Origin of the sequence: Oceanospirillum linum (assembly GCF_001995095.2) — a bacterium.
GTDB lineage: Bacteria > Pseudomonadota > Gammaproteobacteria > Pseudomonadales > Halomonadaceae > Oceanospirillum > Oceanospirillum linum.
Map to the genome: position 1 here is coordinate 18,227 of NZ_MTSD02000007.1, position 16,510 is coordinate 34,736.

Genomic DNA, 16,510 nt, shown 5'->3' on the forward strand with positions numbered 1-16,510 from the left:
GGTATACAGAAACCGGTAGAAGAGTGTTCCCCGTGCCCACGGGGATGAACCGTATGAGGAAAACATACTGGAGATTAACGCCGGGTGTTCCCCGTGCCCACGGGGATGAACCGGTAGACGGGAAGTCCATAGACCCTACGACTGGGTGTTCCCCGTGCCCACGGGGATGAACCGTGACCATCTGCTTTTGCTGATGTGCGGACCATGTGTTCCCCGTGCCCACGGGGATGAACCGATTGGGCAGACGCGCAGGCCGAACGCATTAGTGTGTTCCCCGTGCCCACGGGGATGAACCGAAAGAAGAATGGGTATACCGTTTTATCTTTAGGTGTTCCCCGTGCCCACGGGGATGAACCGCAACGGATCAGATCGTTTTTCTTGATCCCTATGTGTTCCCCGTGCCCACGGGGATGAACCGGGCGGAACAGATGCAACGGCTTGGAAAAAGTGGTGTTCCCCGTGCCCACGGGGATGAACCGCATGATTATTCTCCGTCAGCCTTCGGCAGGGCGTGTTCCCCGTGCCCACGGGGATGAACCGATCCATCGACGCCACATGGCCAAAATCATCCAGTGTTCCCCGTGCCCACGGGGATGAACCGCCTTGCGGCCACAGTCACAAACTAGCTCCCCCGTGTTCCCCGTGCCCACGGGGATGAACCGAGAAGAGCAGCTAGAGCTGGTGGCGCGACTAGGTGTTCCCCGTGCCCACGGGGATGAACCGGCGTACTGCACCAGATAAGGCGCTGATCGGTGGTGTTCCCCGTGCCCACGGGGATGAACCCAGTTCCGTTAATGGCGGGATCTTGATTCTGGCGTGTTCCCCGTGCCCACGGGGATGAACCGAAGGCGCTGACCCGCTGCTTGACGCCGCAAGAGTGTTCCCCGTGCCCACGGGGATGAACCGAGGGAAACCTTCAGGCAATAAAAAGCCACGACGTGTTCCCCGTGCCCACGGGGATGAACCGCATAGTTTCTCCGGCTGGCTGAAGATGGATATGTGTTCCCCGTGCCCACGGGGATGAACCGCGTTCGCGGTGCCGAACGTTCTTTGCAAAATTGTGTTCCCCGTGCCCACGGGGATGAACCGGATGGCGGATTAGATCAATTGCGGAGTGGGGCGTGTTCCCCGTGCCCACGGGGATGAACCGCTCTGTGAAGCGAAAATTCTTTAGTGCTTTAAGTGTTCCCCGTGCCCACGGGGATGAACCGAGATTGCAAAAACCGGCGAGACCGACACGACAGTGTTCCCCGTGCCCACGGGGATGAACCGACGCTTTTTAGCGCAGAACTCAGCGTGCGACCGTGTTCCCCGTGCCCACGGGGATGAACCGCAAGAAGACGAAAAATGCTGGTGGGGGATAGAGTGTTCCCCGTGCCCACGGGGATGAACCGTGTCCACAGTATGTTAAGACCAACATAGTCTTGTGTTCCCCGTGCCCACGGGGATGAACCGAGCTTTGGAGTACCGCTCACCAGGCTGGAGCAGTGTTCCCCGTGCCCACGGGGATGAACCGACGATATTACGGCGCACACAACAAGCACCATCGTGTTCCCCGTGCCCACGGGGATGAACCGCTGGATTATCCATATAGCCGGGCTTATCAGGCGTGTTCCCCGTGCCCACGGGGATGAACCGGTATTCGGTAACCTCGGTTGCCCGGCTACGATGTGTTCCCCGTGCCCACGGGGATGAACCGCGTTTTGATAGCTGGCCGCGTGGCAAAGGTACGTGTTCCCCGTGCCCACGGGGATGAACCGTTTAGCCTGCAACTTGATTGGCTGAATGATGCGTGTTCCCCGTGCCCACGGGGATGAACCGTCGTGTTTAGTGCGCTCTTTGTGCTGGGCTATGTGTTCCCCGTGCCCACGGGGATGAACCGGCATCTGCCGCCAACGCGGGCAGCGGGTAATCGTGTTCCCCGTGCCCACGGGGATGAACCGCTACGTCAGTCCGTTGACTTAGAAACATCCTAGTGTTCCCCGTGCCCACGGGGATGAACCGCACTTAAACCTTATAAGGGAAATTAAGGAAAAGTGTTCCCCGTGCCCACGGGGATGAACCGCTGGATTATCCATATAGCCGGGCTTATCAGGCGTGTTCCCCGTGCCCACGGGGATGAACCGCGTTTTGATAGCTGGCCGCGTGGCAAAGGTACGTGTTCCCCGTGCCCACGGGGATGAACCGTTTAGCCTGCAACTTGATTGGCTGAATGATGCGTGTTCCCCGTGCCCACGGGGATGAACCGTCGTGTTTAGTGCGCTCTTTGTGCTGGGCTATGTGTTCCCCGTGCCCACGGGGATGAACCGGCATCTGCCGCCAACGCGGGCAGCGGGTAATCGTGTTCCCCGTGCCCACGGGGATGAACCGCTTACGGCTTTAATGGATCTGATCACGGGCTGGTGTTCCCCGTGCCCACGGGGATGAACCGTGCTCCAGCCAGATAATTAACAGCATCAGCTAGTGTTCCCCGTGCCCACGGGGATGAACCGAAAAAGCAGTAGCACTGCTAAAAGAAGGTTTTGTGTTCCCCGTGCCCACGGGGATGAACCGCGCACCCAGGAATTAAATATGATGCAATTTATGTGTTCCCCGTGCCCACGGGGATGAACCGCCATGATTTACTCCCTGAGTTGAGTTATCCACGTGTTCCCCGTGCCCACGGGGATGAACCGCTACGTCAGTCCGTTGACTTAGAAACATCCTAGTGTTCCCCGTGCCCACGGGGATGAACCGCACTTAAACCTTATAAGGGAAATTAAGGAAAAGTGTTCCCCGTGCCCACGGGGATGAACCGAAATGATAGATGTAGAGTTCGATGGCGATGTTGTGTTCCCCGTGCCCACGGGGATGAACCGAAATTGAGCGAGTTAAAGAGATTGGTTTTTGCGTGTTCCCCGTGCCCACGGGGATGAACCGGTCGCCCTGATGCATATTTGGTTAACACGCACGTGTTCCCCGTGCCCACGGGGATGAACCGTGAAGTTGATAAGACTCGTATAGAGAATAAGAGTGTTCCCCGTGCCCACGGGGATGAACCGTCAAAAAGGCACAAAAAAACCGCCGTGGTGGCGTGTTCCCCGTGCCCACGGGGATGAACCGTGTTCTAGTACCTCATCAATGTAGGTGTCTTTGTGTTCCCCGTGCCCACGGGGATGAACCGTGTTCTAGTACCTCATCAATGTAGGTGTCTTTGTGTTCCCCGTGCCCACGGGGATGAACCGTTTTTGGCAATGTTGAAACGGCGCGTCTTGAAGTGTTCCCCGTGCCCACGGGGATGAACCGAGGTGTTAACGCCACGGGCAAAGGGAGGGAATGTGTTCCCCGTGCCCACGGGGATGAACCGTGAGTTTGTGCCTGGCGATTGGTGATCACGGGGTGTTCCCCGTGCCCACGGGGATGAACCGCATTTAAAACAGCCGCTGAAGCCGCTGCCATTGTGTTCCCCGTGCCCACGGGGATGAACCGACCGCCACATGCCGGAGATCACAGCACCGGCCGTGTTCCCCGTGCCCACGGGGATGAACCGTGCTTTTTGCGCGGTTTAACGACAACTGGATCGTGTTCCCCGTGCCCACGGGGATGAACCGGGCATGACGCCTGACAAGCTGCGCGCGATTCTGTGTTCCCCGTGCCCACGGGGATGAACCGATATTCTCCGCAATCTCTGCAATATAAAATCAGTGTTCCCCGTGCCCACGGGGATGAACCGCGCTCCTCTTCCAGCACCTGCGGGAACCACGGGTGTTCCCCGTGCCCACGGGGATGAACCGCATAAGCACTTTTTCATGATCCGTATAGAGAAGTGTTCCCCGTGCCCACGGGGATGAACCGCCGACACAGCAACATCGCGCTCATAAAACGAAGTGTTCCCCGTGCCCACGGGGATGAACCGCGCGTGTTGTGCTTGCAGCCCTCAAAGGAGCTGTGTTCCCCGTGCCCACGGGGATGAACCGATCTATTTAAACGCCAAGCCAGCGGGCAAAGAGTGTTCCCCGTGCCCACGGGGATGAACCGGAACAGGACATTTTAGAGTTGCAAATGAGAGTGTGTTCCCTGTGCCCACGAGGATGAATCGTCCGGTGCAGGCTGCTTAGAAATGATGTCTGTGTCGCCCTGAAGGACGACCTACGTTCACCGGCACGCAGGCGGTTTAGAAATGATATCCGTGTCGCCCTGAAGGACGACCTACGTTCAACGGCACGCAGGCGGTTTAAAAATGATATCCGTGTCGCCCTGAAGGACGACCTACGTTCACTGCCGCGCAGGCGGTTTAGAAATGATGTCTGTGTCGCCCTGAAGGACGACCTACGTTCACCGGCACGCAGGTGGTTTAGCAATGATATCTGTGTCGCCCTGAAGGGCGACCTACGGCTGTTTTTGGCGCTACGGGTTTGGGGTGGTTGTAGTGGGAGTTTACTGGTCTTTATTAAGCATCATCAGGACAACGCTCTGGGTCTCAGCGGTTTCCCGGTAGCTTTGATCCCGGCCTGATCCGCCGCCGTGGCCGGAGTCCATGCGGGTTCTTAACCAAACCTTTTCTATGTTTGCTTTTTTCAGTCGATAGGCCCATTTAGCGGGTTCCCAGTATTGCACGCGGGGGTCGTTCAGGCCTGCTTCAATCCAGAGTTTTGGCTGGCGCGGTTCTGTTTGATGGCTTTCTGGTTTCAGGTTGTCCAGTGGGCTGTAGTGGCGGATTCGCCAGTGGGCTTCCGGTTCTTGGGGGTTGCCCCACTCTTCATATTCGCCAATGGTGAGGGGAAGCTCCGGTCGCGACATGGTGCGCAGTACATCCACAAAAGGGACTTCGGCGATGATGCCGGTGACAAGTTCGGGGCTGCGGTTGTACAGTGCGCCGAGGACGATTCCGGCGGCGCTGCCTCCCTGTACGACCAGCTGTTCTTGTTCGGTGATACCTTGTTTGAGCAGTGCCTGTATCACGGCTTCCAGGTCGCGGATGCTGTTTTCTTTATAGCCGAGCCGGCCCTGGTGATACCAATGCTCGCCACAATCGCCGCCACCGCGAAGGTGGGCGATGGCAAAGATAACATCCCGTTCCATCAGGCTGAGTCGGCTGGAAGAAAACCAGGGATCCAGCGGGTCGCCGTATGCGCCATAGGCGTAGAGTAAAACAGGTTGTGGTTTTTGCGCATCCAGTAAGGTTTTTTTACCAACAAGGCTGACGGGGATGGGGGTGCCGTCCCAGGCGGGAATGAGTATCTGCTGACTGGTGAACTGGCTGAGGTCTGTATTGTTCAGGGGCATCTGACGCAGCTGTTCCAGCTGTTGCTTTGTCATGGTATAGCGATAGAGGGTAGGTGGCTGATTGAAAGATTCTAACTCCAGTCGTACCCAGGGCGTATCGCTGTCAGGGTTGTCGGACAGGTTTATGCTGACCAGCGGGTAGGGTGGCTCAAAGTCGTGCTGTTTTTTGCCATCAAGGCTATGGATGGATAACTCCTGACGCCCCCGGGTGTGATCCCTTTGCAGGATTAACAGATGGTTCTGGAATAGCTCAAACCCTTCGAAAGTTTTCTGCATTGATGGCGGATGAATAACGCTGGCCTGCTGCAGAAAATCTGCAGGTGACAGCGGCGGTGTGACCTGCTGTTGATCGAGCCGATAGAGCCCGAAGTCGGCTTGTTGCAGGTTGCTGCGGATATAGAGTTGGTCATCGATACTGTCGGCGTGATATTCATGGCCTTCCTGCTGCTCAATCAGCAGTTGGGGTGGGTTTAAAGGCTGATCTGCCGGTAACAGGTAGTAGCGGGTGCTTTGTTTACTCAGACTTTCGATAAACAGGTGTTTACGGTCGCGGCTTTTGCTGCAGCCAACCCAGAAGCGGGCATCGGGCTCTTCAAAAATAATCGATGTTTGGCCGCTGGCGATGTTCAGAGCCATGACTTGCCACGGGCGCTGTGTGTCGTCCAGTGGGAAGCAAAGCAGGGTCTCCTGATTTTCTGTCCAGATCAGGTCAGATGCCAGAGGCGGTAAATCGTCGAAGGTCTGCCAGTGGTTATTGCTCAGGTTAACCAGTTGCAGGCTGTAGATCTCATCGCCCTCGGTATCGGTTGTCAGGGCAAGCCGTTGCTCGTCGGGGGAGATTGCCAGATCCCCCAGATCAAAATAGTCGTACTCTGCAGCCAGCTTGTTGATATCCAGATAGCAGTGAGCCTGTTCCAGTTTCTCCTGATGCTGGCGGTTCTCTTGGTTAAGGGGGGGGCGCCAGAACTGGGGGTAGTTAAGGGCTTCTCTCTGGCGGACAAAATAGCGATAGTGTTTCAGGTCTGTGGGGTAGCTGTCATGATCCAGAGGGGTTCGGTGACGAATCTCCCGAAAAAGTTCTTCCTGTAATTCCGGGTTGAGTGCCGAGTTGGCATCCTGATTGCATTTTTCCAGGAAGGTGAGTGTCTCTCTGCTTTTCTTTTCCAGTGATGAAAGGGGATCTTTCTGCAGCACCCGGGATAAAAATTGTGGCATTGCGTTAAGTGATGTCGTGCTGAGGTCGTTATTTTGTTTAGCTTGAGACATAATAAGGGCGCTTAAGAATCAGGGTGTTATGCCGCAAATACAGCGGCTATAGGAATTGAGAACTATGGCGTTTGAGAGCTATCAGCTTCTGAGCTGGTGTATCTATCTATTATCTGCTTTGGCAGTGATGATTGTCACGCTCAGAATTACCCGCAGTTGGCCGTTAACCCTGCGGGGCTTTATTGTCACGACGGCAACGGTGTTGTTTGCGGTTCCCTGGTATGTGCAGGGAACGGGCGGACCTTTGGCTCCGGCTGTGATTATCACTTTTTTTGAAACGTTTGGTGGTGTTGAAGGCGCAACCTGGATGCGGGCTGGTTTACCTCTGTTAGGTGGGTTGGCGGTAGGTTATCTGGTTTTGGCACTGTTCCTCTGGCTGAAAAGCCGTCAGGATGAGCCAGGCGCATCGCCATCCGGTGAGGCGGCTGAGGAGCGTTAATGCAAGCGATCGGTTTGTCTGGCCGATCCGAACAAAAACGGAAATCCGTTGCCGCTTTAAATGATCGTTGTGAAGTGGCACTTTAGTTGGGGCGGGTCGTTTTAACGGCTTAAAGGAAATTATTTCAGGAAATTAATATGACAACGCACGTCATTCTTCTCGTTTTAGTTATGCTGTTTGCTGGTGTTTTTGGTGGTTTGGTTAATTTTTATCTGCTGAACCAGAATAACAAAGATACCATTGCTCTGGCGCGCTCTCTGGTGGTGGGTGTCAGTGCTGCGTTTCTGGTGCCGGTAGCACTGGATCTGCTGAGCAGTGATATTGTGGCGCAGAGTCAGGAGGATGCCTCTAAGCTGCTGATCTATACCGGTATCTGCCTGATTGCTGCTATCGCCTCACGTTTGGTGGCAACGAATACACTGGATCGTACTCTGGTGGCGGCAGAAACAGCTAAAACAGAAACAGAGCAGCTGAAGCAGCAACTAAAGCAGCTGCAGGACTCTATCGTGCCTTTGCTGGAAACAGAAACCGAGCATGAGGATCAGGCAGAAGTTTCATCAACAGAGCTGGATTCACTGGATGTTTCCTCAACAGCGGTGTTGAAGAGCCTGGCCAGTGGTCGCCATATCTATCGTGCGCTGCCGACTCTGTGTACTGAGACCGAACTGGATGAAACCGATCTGCAGAAAAGCCTGGCGGTTTTAGTCGGTAAAGGTATGGCGGGCCGTGTTAACAGTGGCTGGGGAATGCGCTGGTATGTAACGGAGCGTGGCCGTAAGCTGGCTGAGTCCATTGTTTAATAACAAAAAGATTGAGATGGATACCGGAGTTGATCCGGTATCACCAGGTAAGTAAGGAACTGAAATGCCCGTTATTGCAGATCGATCAACGAAGCAGAGCAGATGGTCCGGCAAAAAAGGATTTAGAATCCTTATGATGCTGTGGGCTTTTGTTGCAGCTTCTGTGGTAAGTGCAGCAGATGTAAAGCCTGATGTTCGCGTCCTGATCGATATATCCGGCAGTATGAAAAACAACGACCCGTCAAACCTCAGGGTTCCGGCGTTGAATCTGCTGGTTGATCTGTTGCCGGAGGGAAGTAAGGCTGGTGTCTGGACCTTTGGTACTTATACCAATGAGCTTGTTCCCCATGAAGCGGTTTCCGAGCAGTGGCGTCAGGATGCCCGGAGCCGGAGCCGTGATATTACCTCTTCTGCCCTGTTTACCGATATCGAAAATGCCCTGGAACGCGCCAGTCATGATGCCGATCGTGTGGATGAAAATTATGATCGCCATATTATTCTGCTGACCGATGGTCTGGTGGATATATCAGAAGCACGGGATGGACGCCGTAAGCGTCAGGAAAACAATGAGTCCCGGGACAGTATTCAGTTTGATCTGCTACCACAATTGAAAAAAGCGGGCTATACGGTTCATACCGTTGCCCTTTCTGATAACGCAGATAAAGATCTGATGCTGAAGTTGGCCCAGCGTACCGGAGGCTTGGCGGCGGTGGCCAATAATGCGGAGGAGCTGATGCAGCTCTTTATGCAGGCTCTGGATCGTACAGCCCCCAGTAAACAGGTCCCGCTTGAGAATAACCGCTTCCTGGTGGATAGCAGTATTAATGAGTTTACCGCTCTGATTTTCCATAAGCCGGATAGTCAGCGGGTTTTTCTTATTACCCCTGAAGGTGAGCGTTATACGGCTCTGAATCATCCGGATAATGTGCGCTGGCATTATGAAAGCCGTTACGACCTGATCACGGTATCGGATCCTGATGATGGCGAGTGGCTGGTAGAAACTGAGATGCACCCGGATAACCGCGTTACGGTGGTTTCGGATCTCAGCCTTAAAGTCAGTGATATACCGGCAACGCTTTTCCGGGGCCTGGATCTGAATATTCAGGCATCAATTCAGGAAGAGGGTGAAACCATTACCCGCCCTGAGTTTTTGCGTGTGGTTGCGATGGATGCTCAGCAGTTGGCCGATAATGATCAGGTACTCAAGTCTGATGCCATGACAGGTAAACCGGGAGACGCCGGAACCTTTGTCACAAAACTGGGGCCGTTTAACACCACAGGCAATTACCGGATTCAGGTCAATCTGGATGGTAAAACCTTCCAGCGCTCGGTTTCTCAGCCTGTTTTTGTACAGGATATTGTCAGTGCTCAGGTGGACTACGATGATGCTAATGAGCCGCAGCGTATCTTTTTCACTAAAGTTCTGCCGGAGCTTAAGGCCAGCGATCTGACGATTACCGCCCAGGTAAATGGTCTGGCTCAGAAGGCACAGCTGGCTACGCCGGAGTCGTGGACCCTGGATCTGCCGGATATGGATCGTGAGAAGGCGCAGCGTATTCGTGTCTTTGCTACCGGGACCGTTGAGGGCAAAGCTTTTGATATCGAGTTAGACCCTGTCATTATCCCGCCGCTGAACCCTGAACCTCAGGTTGAGACTCTGGATTCGCCGGGAGAGATGGATGCTCAGTCTATTGATGAAGGTGCTGCAGACTCGGCCAATAACGCCGATAAAGCTGAAGAGGATGACCGGCCTAAAAAACCGATGAATCTTCTTGATCCGAACAGCCAGCCTTTAGATCCCTCCAAGCCGAGTGATGCTAATCTGCTATGGGTCTACCTTGCGGTGGCTTTGGTTAATATTGGCTTGTTCGCCGGAGCTTTCTGGTTGTATAAACGCTTTGTGCAGCGTCGCACTGCTGCCCGTCAGCAGTCCGGTGAGCGCAAGACGTCTGAGGCCAGCCAGCCATCAGAAGACCGCCAGCAGGATGATGATGACCTGTCTCTCTGATGGCGATGTCAGATCCAGTAAAACCGGCTGGTGGTGAATCAAATGACGCTGATTGTTTAGTCAGGTGACAATGCATAAAAAAAGTGGCCTCTGTTAACAGGGGCCATTTTTTTACCGTAAGATTTTCAGCGCGTTATTTTCTATTGATTACAGGCTTTATTTCATGTGTGAACTTCTTGGCATGAGTGCCAATGTGCCAACGGATATCTGTTTTAGTTTCAGTGGACTGGTTAAGCGCGGTGGTGAGACCGGGCCACATAAAGATGGCTGGGGCATCGCTTTCTATGAAGGCGTTGGTTATCGCGAGTTTCGGGATCCTAATCCTTCGGTGGACTCTGAGATCGCTAAGCTGATCCAGCGCTACCCGATCAAAAGCAAAACGGTGATCAGTCATATCCGGCAAGCCAATGTGGGTGAAATCTGTCTGGAAAATACCCATCCCTTCAGCCGTGAGCTTTGGGGGCGTTACTGGAGTTATGCCCATAACGGGCAGCTGGAGGAGAGTAAAACCCATTTTCCGGCCAGTTTTTATCTGCCGGTAGGAACAACGGACAGTGAGCAGGCTTTTTGCTGGTTGCTGGCCCAGATACGGCTGAATTTTACCGACCAGTGTGCCATTGGCCCTCTGAGTCAGGCGTTGCATCAATGGTGCGAGCAGCTACGAAGCAAGGGCGTTTTTAATATGCTGCTTTCAAACGGTGATTACCTGTTTGCTTACTGCTCAACCAAATTAAGCTGGATTACCCGTGAAGCGCCTTTTGGAGAAGCTCAGCTGTCTGATGTTGAGATGAAGGTAGACTTCAAAGAAGAGACAACGCCCCATGATGTGGTGACCGTTATTGCGACTCAGCCACTGACCGACAATGAAGCGTGGAACACTATTCTGCCCGGCGAGCTGGTTGTTTTTAAAGAAGGGCGGGTTGTTGAGCGGTTTTTAAAGAACACGGCAGAGTAATACGTCTGCCGTGTTTTACCCGGTACTGAAGGGTGGGTTTACTGTACGGTTTCGTTCTCGGTAAACATACCTTCGAATAGCGCAGTGGACAGGTAACGCTCACCGGAATCCGGCAGAATAACGACAATATTTTTGTCGGCATTTTCAGGCTTCTCTGCCAGACGCAGTGCGGCGACCATGGCTGCACCACAGGAGATGCCGCAGATAATACCCTCTTTCAGCATCAGCTGGCGGGCCATTTCAATGGCATCATCATTGCTGACCTGCTCCACCTGATCCACCAGAGACAGATCCAGGTTCTTAGGTACAAAGCCTGCGCCAATACCCTGAATTTTATGGGGAGCAGGTTTAACATCTTCACTGTTAAGCGTTTGGCTGATAACAGGGGACTCCACGGGCTCTACGGCAACGGATGTGATCGCTTTGCCCCGGGTGTTTTTGATATAACGGGAAATACCGGTAATGGTGCCGCCGGTGCCTACGCCTGCCACCAGAATATCGATCTCACCATCGGTGTCATTCCAGATCTCTGGCCCAGTGGTTTTCTCATGAATTTCGGGATTCGCCGGGTTCTCAAACTGTTGCGGCATAAAGTAATGCTCAGGATTGCTGGCAACCAGCTCTTCTGCCTTCGCAATTGCGCCCTTCATGCCTTTTGCAGGTTCTGTCAGTTCGATATTAGCTCCCAGAGCTTTCATCATTTTACGGCGTTCAATACTCATGCTGGAAGGCATGGTCAGGGTGATTTTGTAGCCACGGGATGCGGCCACAAAACATAGGGCGATACCTGTGTTGCCACTGGTGGGCTCTACAATTTCCATTCCAGGTTTAAGAACACCGCGCTTTTCCGCATCCCAGATCATGTTAGCGCCAATACGGCATTTAACAGAAAAGGCAGGGTTACGGCTTTCCAGTTTGGCAAACACCTTGCCGTGTTGGGTCAGTCGGTTGATTTTTACCAGAGGGGTTTCGCCGATGGTTAGCGAGTTGTCGTCAAAAACCTTGCTCATTGTTATTCCCTTGTCTTGGTTGTTGGGTCGTTATAACCCTTGCTCGTTAGGGTAGGGATAGGTTGAGGAAAAATCTATCAGATCTTAATTCAATAATGTTTTAAGCTAAGAACTTAACTGTTTATTCAGCTGAGTTCTTAGCCGGCTTTCAGTGGGGTTAACTGAGAAGGGAAAGAGCGATATTAGGGGTTTGGTTCGCCTGTGCCAGGATGGTCGATGACGCCTGCTGAATAATTTGGTTTCGGGTTAACTCGGATGTGGCAGCAGCAAAGTCGGTGTCTTTGATGCGGGATTTGGCATCTGAGGTATTAATCACCATGGCGGTATTATTACGCTGCATTGACTCCAGTTCTGCCATGGTTCCGGCAATCTCACGGCGGATCTCATGGATGTTTTTCAGAGCTTTGTCTGTGATGGCAATGGAGCCCCGTGCATTGGCGGATACATTGACCCCGGCAAGTCCCAGGCGTTCGGCGGTTCCACCTCTGATTGAAAAACTGGATTGCTCTCCGGCGTTGCTACCGGTTTGTAGTTGGAAGGTTTTCTTCTCATCAGGTTTAAAGCCTGCGGCAGACCAGTCGAGTTTGAAGCCTTCAAGGGGTTGCTCTGCATAGCTGAATGCATCACCCACGGCATCTTCTGCGTTTCGGGTTCCCATGGCGTCAGAATCCAAAGCTCCGATTCCCCCCAGATCATCATTGGTCAGATCCATCGATTCAATATAGGAGGCCCCTTCGTTGGCGACCCGTGTCTCAAAATCAGCCTGGGAGATGCCAAGCAGTTTTTGCAGACCGCTATCAAGGGTATCGCCATCGGCCATCGTCTGCATTAACGCACTCATGCCTCCGGAATGACCTGCAGATTTAAGATCGTCATGGAGCATTCGGGCTGCCACATAGGCTCTTGAGTAGTCTGCACTGTTCGCTGCCGATGAGGGGTTCCAGCCCGCCATCAGTGCTGCCGGATCGCCCGCAACATCAACCACCAGACGATCGTCGGCACCGTGAATCAGTTCTGCGGTACCTTCGGTAAACCATTTGGGCATGGCTGCGGTTATCTGGTTGCCCATAACAGCATGTACCATCTCATGCTCAATAATGCGATCAATATTGCTGATCGATCCGTTAAAGTCATCCCGGTCCAGGGTCATGCTGATAACATCGCCCGCAGCAGAGGTCACGAAGGCAACAACATTACCGGCGCCATCATGATTGGAGATCAGCATCTGGAAGGTGTCTTCCCCATCACCCACAAGGCCGTAATGGGCTTTAATATTGGCTTCTGCCTGCTCCATCATACCGGTAACCCGGGCAAAAATATCGGCATCTGAGTTGGCTGTAAAATTAACGTCGGGCCCTTCAAGAAGCGGTGTGTCACCCCCAAGGTTTGCTGACTCTGCAATCCCGTTGGCAGCGTTGATCAGCTCTTCGATCTCAAGTTGAGCACCATCACGATCTTCCTGACTCAGTGTGTTACTGGACATCTGAACCGCCAGCTGGCGCATGCGTTGAGTGATATTGGTGATTTCATCCATGGCACCGTCTGCAATTTGTAGGGCAGAGATACCATCCTGAATATTTCGGGTTGCCTGGTTGGTGCCAATAATTTGTGTTTCGAGGCGATTGGCGATCTGCAGACCCGCAGCGTCATCTTTTGCAGAGTTGATTCGGCTGCCGGAGGATAGCTGTTCAAAAGACAGATTCATCCGCTCCGTTACGCGGGACATAAAGTTCATCCCTTTGAGTGCGCTGACATTTGTATTTACAAAAAGCATAGACAGGTTTGCCCCGTTGTAATGTGCCCTGTGCAGCCCGTTTGGAGAGGGAGTGGATCTCTGCGCAGAAAAAAAATGTATCTTGACTGAATCTATCGACATATTTAGTTACATCTTTAACTATTTTTTACAAAGCTTCTTATTTTTTGTTTTTTGTATGACCTATGGGTCACTCACTGACTTTCGTTGACGAAAAGACCCAGTAAACTAGGCGGGAATATCTGTGCGTGTATTACTGCTAAGCTACGCACTTAAATCTGACAACTAAAAATAAGAGATACACCGTTATGAAATTTCAGGGTACGGATCAATATGTGGCAACCGATGAGCTTCAGATGGCGGTTAACGCCTGTATCGCTCTTGAGCGTCCACTGCTGATTAAAGGTGAGCCGGGTACGGGTAAAACGATGCTGGCTGAGCAGCTGGCGGATGCTTTAGGTGTACGTCTGATCCAGTGGCATATTAAGTCCACCACAAAGGCTCATCAGGGGTTGTATGAGTATGATGCAGTTTCCCGTCTGCGGGATTCCCAGCTGGGGGATGATCGTGTCCATGATATTAAGAATTACATTAACAAGGGCAAGCTATGGGAAGCCTTTGAGTCTGATGAACAGGTGGTTTTGCTGATCGATGAGATCGATAAAGCGGATATTGAATTTCCGAACGATCTGTTATTAGAGCTGGATAAAATGGAGTTTCATGTTTATGAAACCGGCGAAACGATCAAAGCGAAACAGCGCCCTATTATTCTGATCACCAGTAACAATGAGAAAGAGCTGCCGGATGCGTTTCTGCGTCGCTGCTTTTTCCACTATATCAACTTCCCGGATAAGGCGACGATGCAGAAGATTGTTGATGTGCACTATCCGGATATTCAGCAGAAGCTGGTTTCAGAAGCGCTGGAAGTGTTTTTCGATCTGCGGGATGTTCGTGGTCTTAAGAAAAAACCCTCCACATCTGAGCTGATCGACTGGCTGAAGCTGCTGATGGCGGATCAGATGAGCCTAGAGATGCTGCAGGAGCGGGATGCCAGCAAGGCGATTCCTCCGCTGCACGGTGCATTGGTGAAAAATGAACAGGATGTTTCCCTGCTGGAGAAACTGGCCTTTATGCACCGCCGTCAATCCCGCTAGGGGGCTGCTATGCTGATCGATTTTTTTAATGATATCCGCAAAGTCGGTGTGCCGGTTAGCCTTAGGGAGCTGCTGGATCTGCTGGCGGCCCTGGAAAAGGGTGTGGCTTTTGCCAATATCGACGACTTCTATCTGCTGGCCCGTACCTGTCTGGTCAAAGATGAAAGCTACTATGACCGCTTTGATCGGGCTTTTGGTGCTTATTTTAACGGGCTGGAGGGCCTGGATGACCTGCTGGATACGCTGATTCCTGACGAGTGGATTCGCAAAGAGTTTGAAAAAATGCTGACCCCGGAGGAGCGGGAGAAGATCAAATCTCTGGGAAGCCTGCAGGAGCTTCTGGATACCTTTAAAGAGCGTTTGGAGGAGCAGCAGAAACGCCATGCCGGTGGTAATAAGTGGATTGGAACCGGGGGTACGTCGCCCTTCGGTGCCTATGGCTACAACCCTGAAGGTATCCGTATCGGGCAGGATGGTAATCGCCATAACCGTGCTGTTAAGGTCTGGGATAAACGCCAATTTAAAAACCTGGATGATAGTGTGGAGCTGGGCACCCGTAATATTAAGGTGGCCCTGAAGCGCCTGCGCCAGTTTGCCCGCAGTGGGGCGGCTTCTGAGCTGGATCTGGATGATACCATCCGGTCTACAGCCCATAATGGCGGTATGCTGGACCTGAAGCTGGTGCCTGAACGCCATAACAGCGTTAAAGTGCTGCTGTTTTTTGATGTGGGCGGCTCTATGGATGGCTATATCAAAACCTGTGAAGAGCTGTTCTCCGCCTGTCGTACCGAGTTTAAGCATCTGGAATATTACTATTTCCACAACTTTATCTATGAATCGGTTTGGCAGAACAATCTGCGCCGCTTTGATGAGCGAATCCCTACCTATGATCTGCTGCATAAATATGGCTCAGATTATAAAGTGATCTTTATTGGTGATGCCTCCATGTCACCTTATGAGATCGCTATGGCCGGAGGTAGCGTGGAGCATTGGAACGAGGAGAGTGGCGCGCAATGGATGCAGCGGGTGACGGATACCTGGAAAAATATCGTCTGGTTGAATCCGGTACCGGAAAATCACTGGGATTATACTCAGTCCATCGGTATGACGCGTCAGCTGATGCAGGATCGGATGTTTCCGCTGACTCTGTCGGGTATCACTGAGGCGATGAATCTTTTAACGAAAAAGAGTTAATGTCATGGCAAAGGTGTCGGAAGGCGCCTTCGGCTTTTCCGATCTACAGATCGACGAGGATTGTGCCTGATTCGTAGGTCGGATAAGTGCCGGATAACGGGCCAAACAATACCTTCAAAAGGTTAACGGCGCGCCATCCGACTTAACCAAGGGTATCAACCAATAGTGATGGCTGGCAGCTCAGGTGCCTGCAGTTCGGACTTCTCGGTGGGTGCCATTACCGTTGCGGTGCCCACTACAACTTTTTCATCGTTCTGGTTGGTGACCAGGGTGTCGATCACAACGCGGTTTTTGCTCAGTTTCTCTTTAACTGTCAGGGTCACGGTCAGAGTATCGGCCAGCTTCACCGGACGGCGAAAGCTCAGCTCCTGTCCCAGATAGATGGTGCCCGGCCCCGGAAGTACTGTTGCCAGAGCTGCGGAGATCAGAGAGCCGGACCACATGCCATGGGCGATCTGCTCGCCAAACATGGTGGTTTTGGCGAACTCTGCATCCAGGTGAACCGGGTTAACATCGCCGGATACCGCTGCAAACAGTACCAGTTCTTTTTCGGTCAGAGCACGTTCCAGTGTTGCTGTGTCCCCAACCTGAATCTCTTCGTAGGTTTTGCTAACCAGTACGGTCATTTTCTATATCTCCAGATATCGTTTACTTTTAGTGTCTTAT

10 protein-coding genes and 1 CRISPR repeat array (1 of these 11 only partly in view) are annotated in these 16,510 nt (G+C 52.6%); of the genes, 6 read left to right on the forward strand and 4 right to left on the reverse strand.

The window, feature by feature from the left end:
- Positions 1 to 4,078: direct repeats of the CRISPR family, unit length 29 nt; unit sequence GTGTTCCCCGTGCCCACGGGGATGAACCG; it begins 892 nt to the left of the window's first position.
- A 338-nt stretch (positions 4,079 to 4,416) separates the two neighbouring features.
- Positions 4,417 to 6,531: a prolyl oligopeptidase family serine peptidase gene (locus BTA35_RS13735; protein ID WP_078320393.1), complete on the reverse strand. Its 2,115-nt coding sequence runs from the start codon at positions 6,529 to 6,531 to the stop codon at positions 4,417 to 4,419.
- 64 nt (positions 6,532 to 6,595) lie between these two features.
- On the opposite strand from BTA35_RS13735, the gene BTA35_RS13740 reads away from it, so the two are divergent.
- The 4 genes from BTA35_RS13740 (at position 6,596) to BTA35_RS13755 (ending at position 10,733) form a co-directional block, all read left to right on the forward strand.
- On the forward strand, positions 6,596 to 6,970 hold the full coding sequence (locus BTA35_RS13740; RefSeq protein WP_078320394.1) for a hypothetical protein: 375 nt from the start codon (positions 6,596 to 6,598) through the stop codon (positions 6,968 to 6,970).
- Between the two features lie 137 nt (positions 6,971 to 7,107).
- Positions 7,108 to 7,770: a YEATS-associated helix-containing protein gene (locus tag BTA35_RS13745; RefSeq protein WP_078320395.1), complete on the forward strand. Its 663-nt coding sequence runs from the start codon at positions 7,108 to 7,110 to the stop codon at positions 7,768 to 7,770.
- 133 nt (positions 7,771 to 7,903) lie between these two features.
- Complete coding sequence (locus tag BTA35_RS13750) at positions 7,904 to 9,778, forward strand: vWA domain-containing protein (protein ID WP_161489878.1); 1,875 nt, start codon at positions 7,904 to 7,906, stop codon at positions 9,776 to 9,778.
- A 163-nt stretch (positions 9,779 to 9,941) separates the two neighbouring features.
- Positions 9,942 to 10,733 carry a class II glutamine amidotransferase gene (locus BTA35_RS13755; protein ID WP_078320397.1) on the forward strand — a complete coding sequence of 264 codons (792 nt, stop codon included), beginning with the start codon at positions 9,942 to 9,944 and terminating at the stop codon, positions 10,731 to 10,733.
- 38 nt (positions 10,734 to 10,771) lie between these two features.
- Here the strand turns inward: BTA35_RS13755 and cysK are convergent, their stop codons facing one another.
- On the reverse strand, positions 10,772 to 11,743 hold the full coding sequence (cysK, locus tag BTA35_RS13760; protein ID WP_078320398.1) for a cysteine synthase A: 972 nt from the start codon (positions 11,741 to 11,743) through the stop codon (positions 10,772 to 10,774).
- Between the two features lie 157 nt (positions 11,744 to 11,900).
- The gene (locus BTA35_RS13765) at positions 11,901 to 13,619 is read right to left on the reverse strand and encodes a flagellinolysin (protein WP_078320399.1); all 1,719 of its coding nucleotides are present in this window, start codon (positions 13,617 to 13,619) and stop codon (positions 11,901 to 11,903) included.
- 185 nt (positions 13,620 to 13,804) lie between these two features.
- Here BTA35_RS13765 and BTA35_RS13770 point away from each other — a divergent pair, with 185 nt between their 5' ends.
- On the forward strand, positions 13,805 to 14,650 hold the full coding sequence (locus BTA35_RS13770; protein ID WP_078320400.1) for an AAA family ATPase: 846 nt from the start codon (positions 13,805 to 13,807) through the stop codon (positions 14,648 to 14,650).
- Between the two features lie 9 nt (positions 14,651 to 14,659).
- Positions 14,660 to 15,844 carry a vWA domain-containing protein gene (locus BTA35_RS13775; RefSeq protein WP_078320401.1) on the forward strand — a complete coding sequence of 395 codons (1,185 nt, stop codon included), beginning with the start codon at positions 14,660 to 14,662 and terminating at the stop codon, positions 15,842 to 15,844.
- Positions 15,845 to 15,999: 155 nt separating this feature from the next.
- Here BTA35_RS13775 and BTA35_RS13780 read toward each other — a convergent pair whose 3' ends face one another.
- Positions 16,000 to 16,470, reverse strand: coding sequence for a MaoC/PaaZ C-terminal domain-containing protein (locus BTA35_RS13780; RefSeq protein WP_078320402.1), 471 nt, complete (start codon positions 16,468 to 16,470; stop codon positions 16,000 to 16,002).
- Positions 16,471 to 16,510 lie beyond the last annotated feature (40 nt).

Coding starts and splice junctions, on each gene's coding strand:
- BTA35_RS13735 (WP_078320393.1), bottom strand. CDS start 6,531: ATGTCTCAAGCTAAACAAAATAACGACCTCAGCACGACATCACTTAAC.
- BTA35_RS13740 (WP_078320394.1), top strand. CDS start 6,596: ATGGCGTTTGAGAGCTATCAGCTTCTGAGCTGGTGTATCTATCTATTA.
- BTA35_RS13745 (WP_078320395.1), top strand. CDS start 7,108: ATGACAACGCACGTCATTCTTCTCGTTTTAGTTATGCTGTTTGCTGGT.
- BTA35_RS13750 (WP_161489878.1), top strand. CDS start 7,904: ATGATGCTGTGGGCTTTTGTTGCAGCTTCTGTGGTAAGTGCAGCAGAT.
- BTA35_RS13755 (WP_078320397.1), top strand. CDS start 9,942: ATGTGTGAACTTCTTGGCATGAGTGCCAATGTGCCAACGGATATCTGT.
- cysK (WP_078320398.1), bottom strand. CDS start 11,743: ATGAGCAAGGTTTTTGACGACAACTCGCTAACCATCGGCGAAACCCCT.
- BTA35_RS13765 (WP_078320399.1), bottom strand. CDS start 13,619: ATGTCGATAGATTCAGTCAAGATACATTTTTTTTCTGCGCAGAGATCC.
- BTA35_RS13770 (WP_078320400.1), top strand. CDS start 13,805: ATGAAATTTCAGGGTACGGATCAATATGTGGCAACCGATGAGCTTCAG.
- BTA35_RS13775 (WP_078320401.1), top strand. CDS start 14,660: ATGCTGATCGATTTTTTTAATGATATCCGCAAAGTCGGTGTGCCGGTT.
- BTA35_RS13780 (WP_078320402.1), bottom strand. CDS start 16,470: ATGACCGTACTGGTTAGCAAAACCTACGAAGAGATTCAGGTTGGGGAC.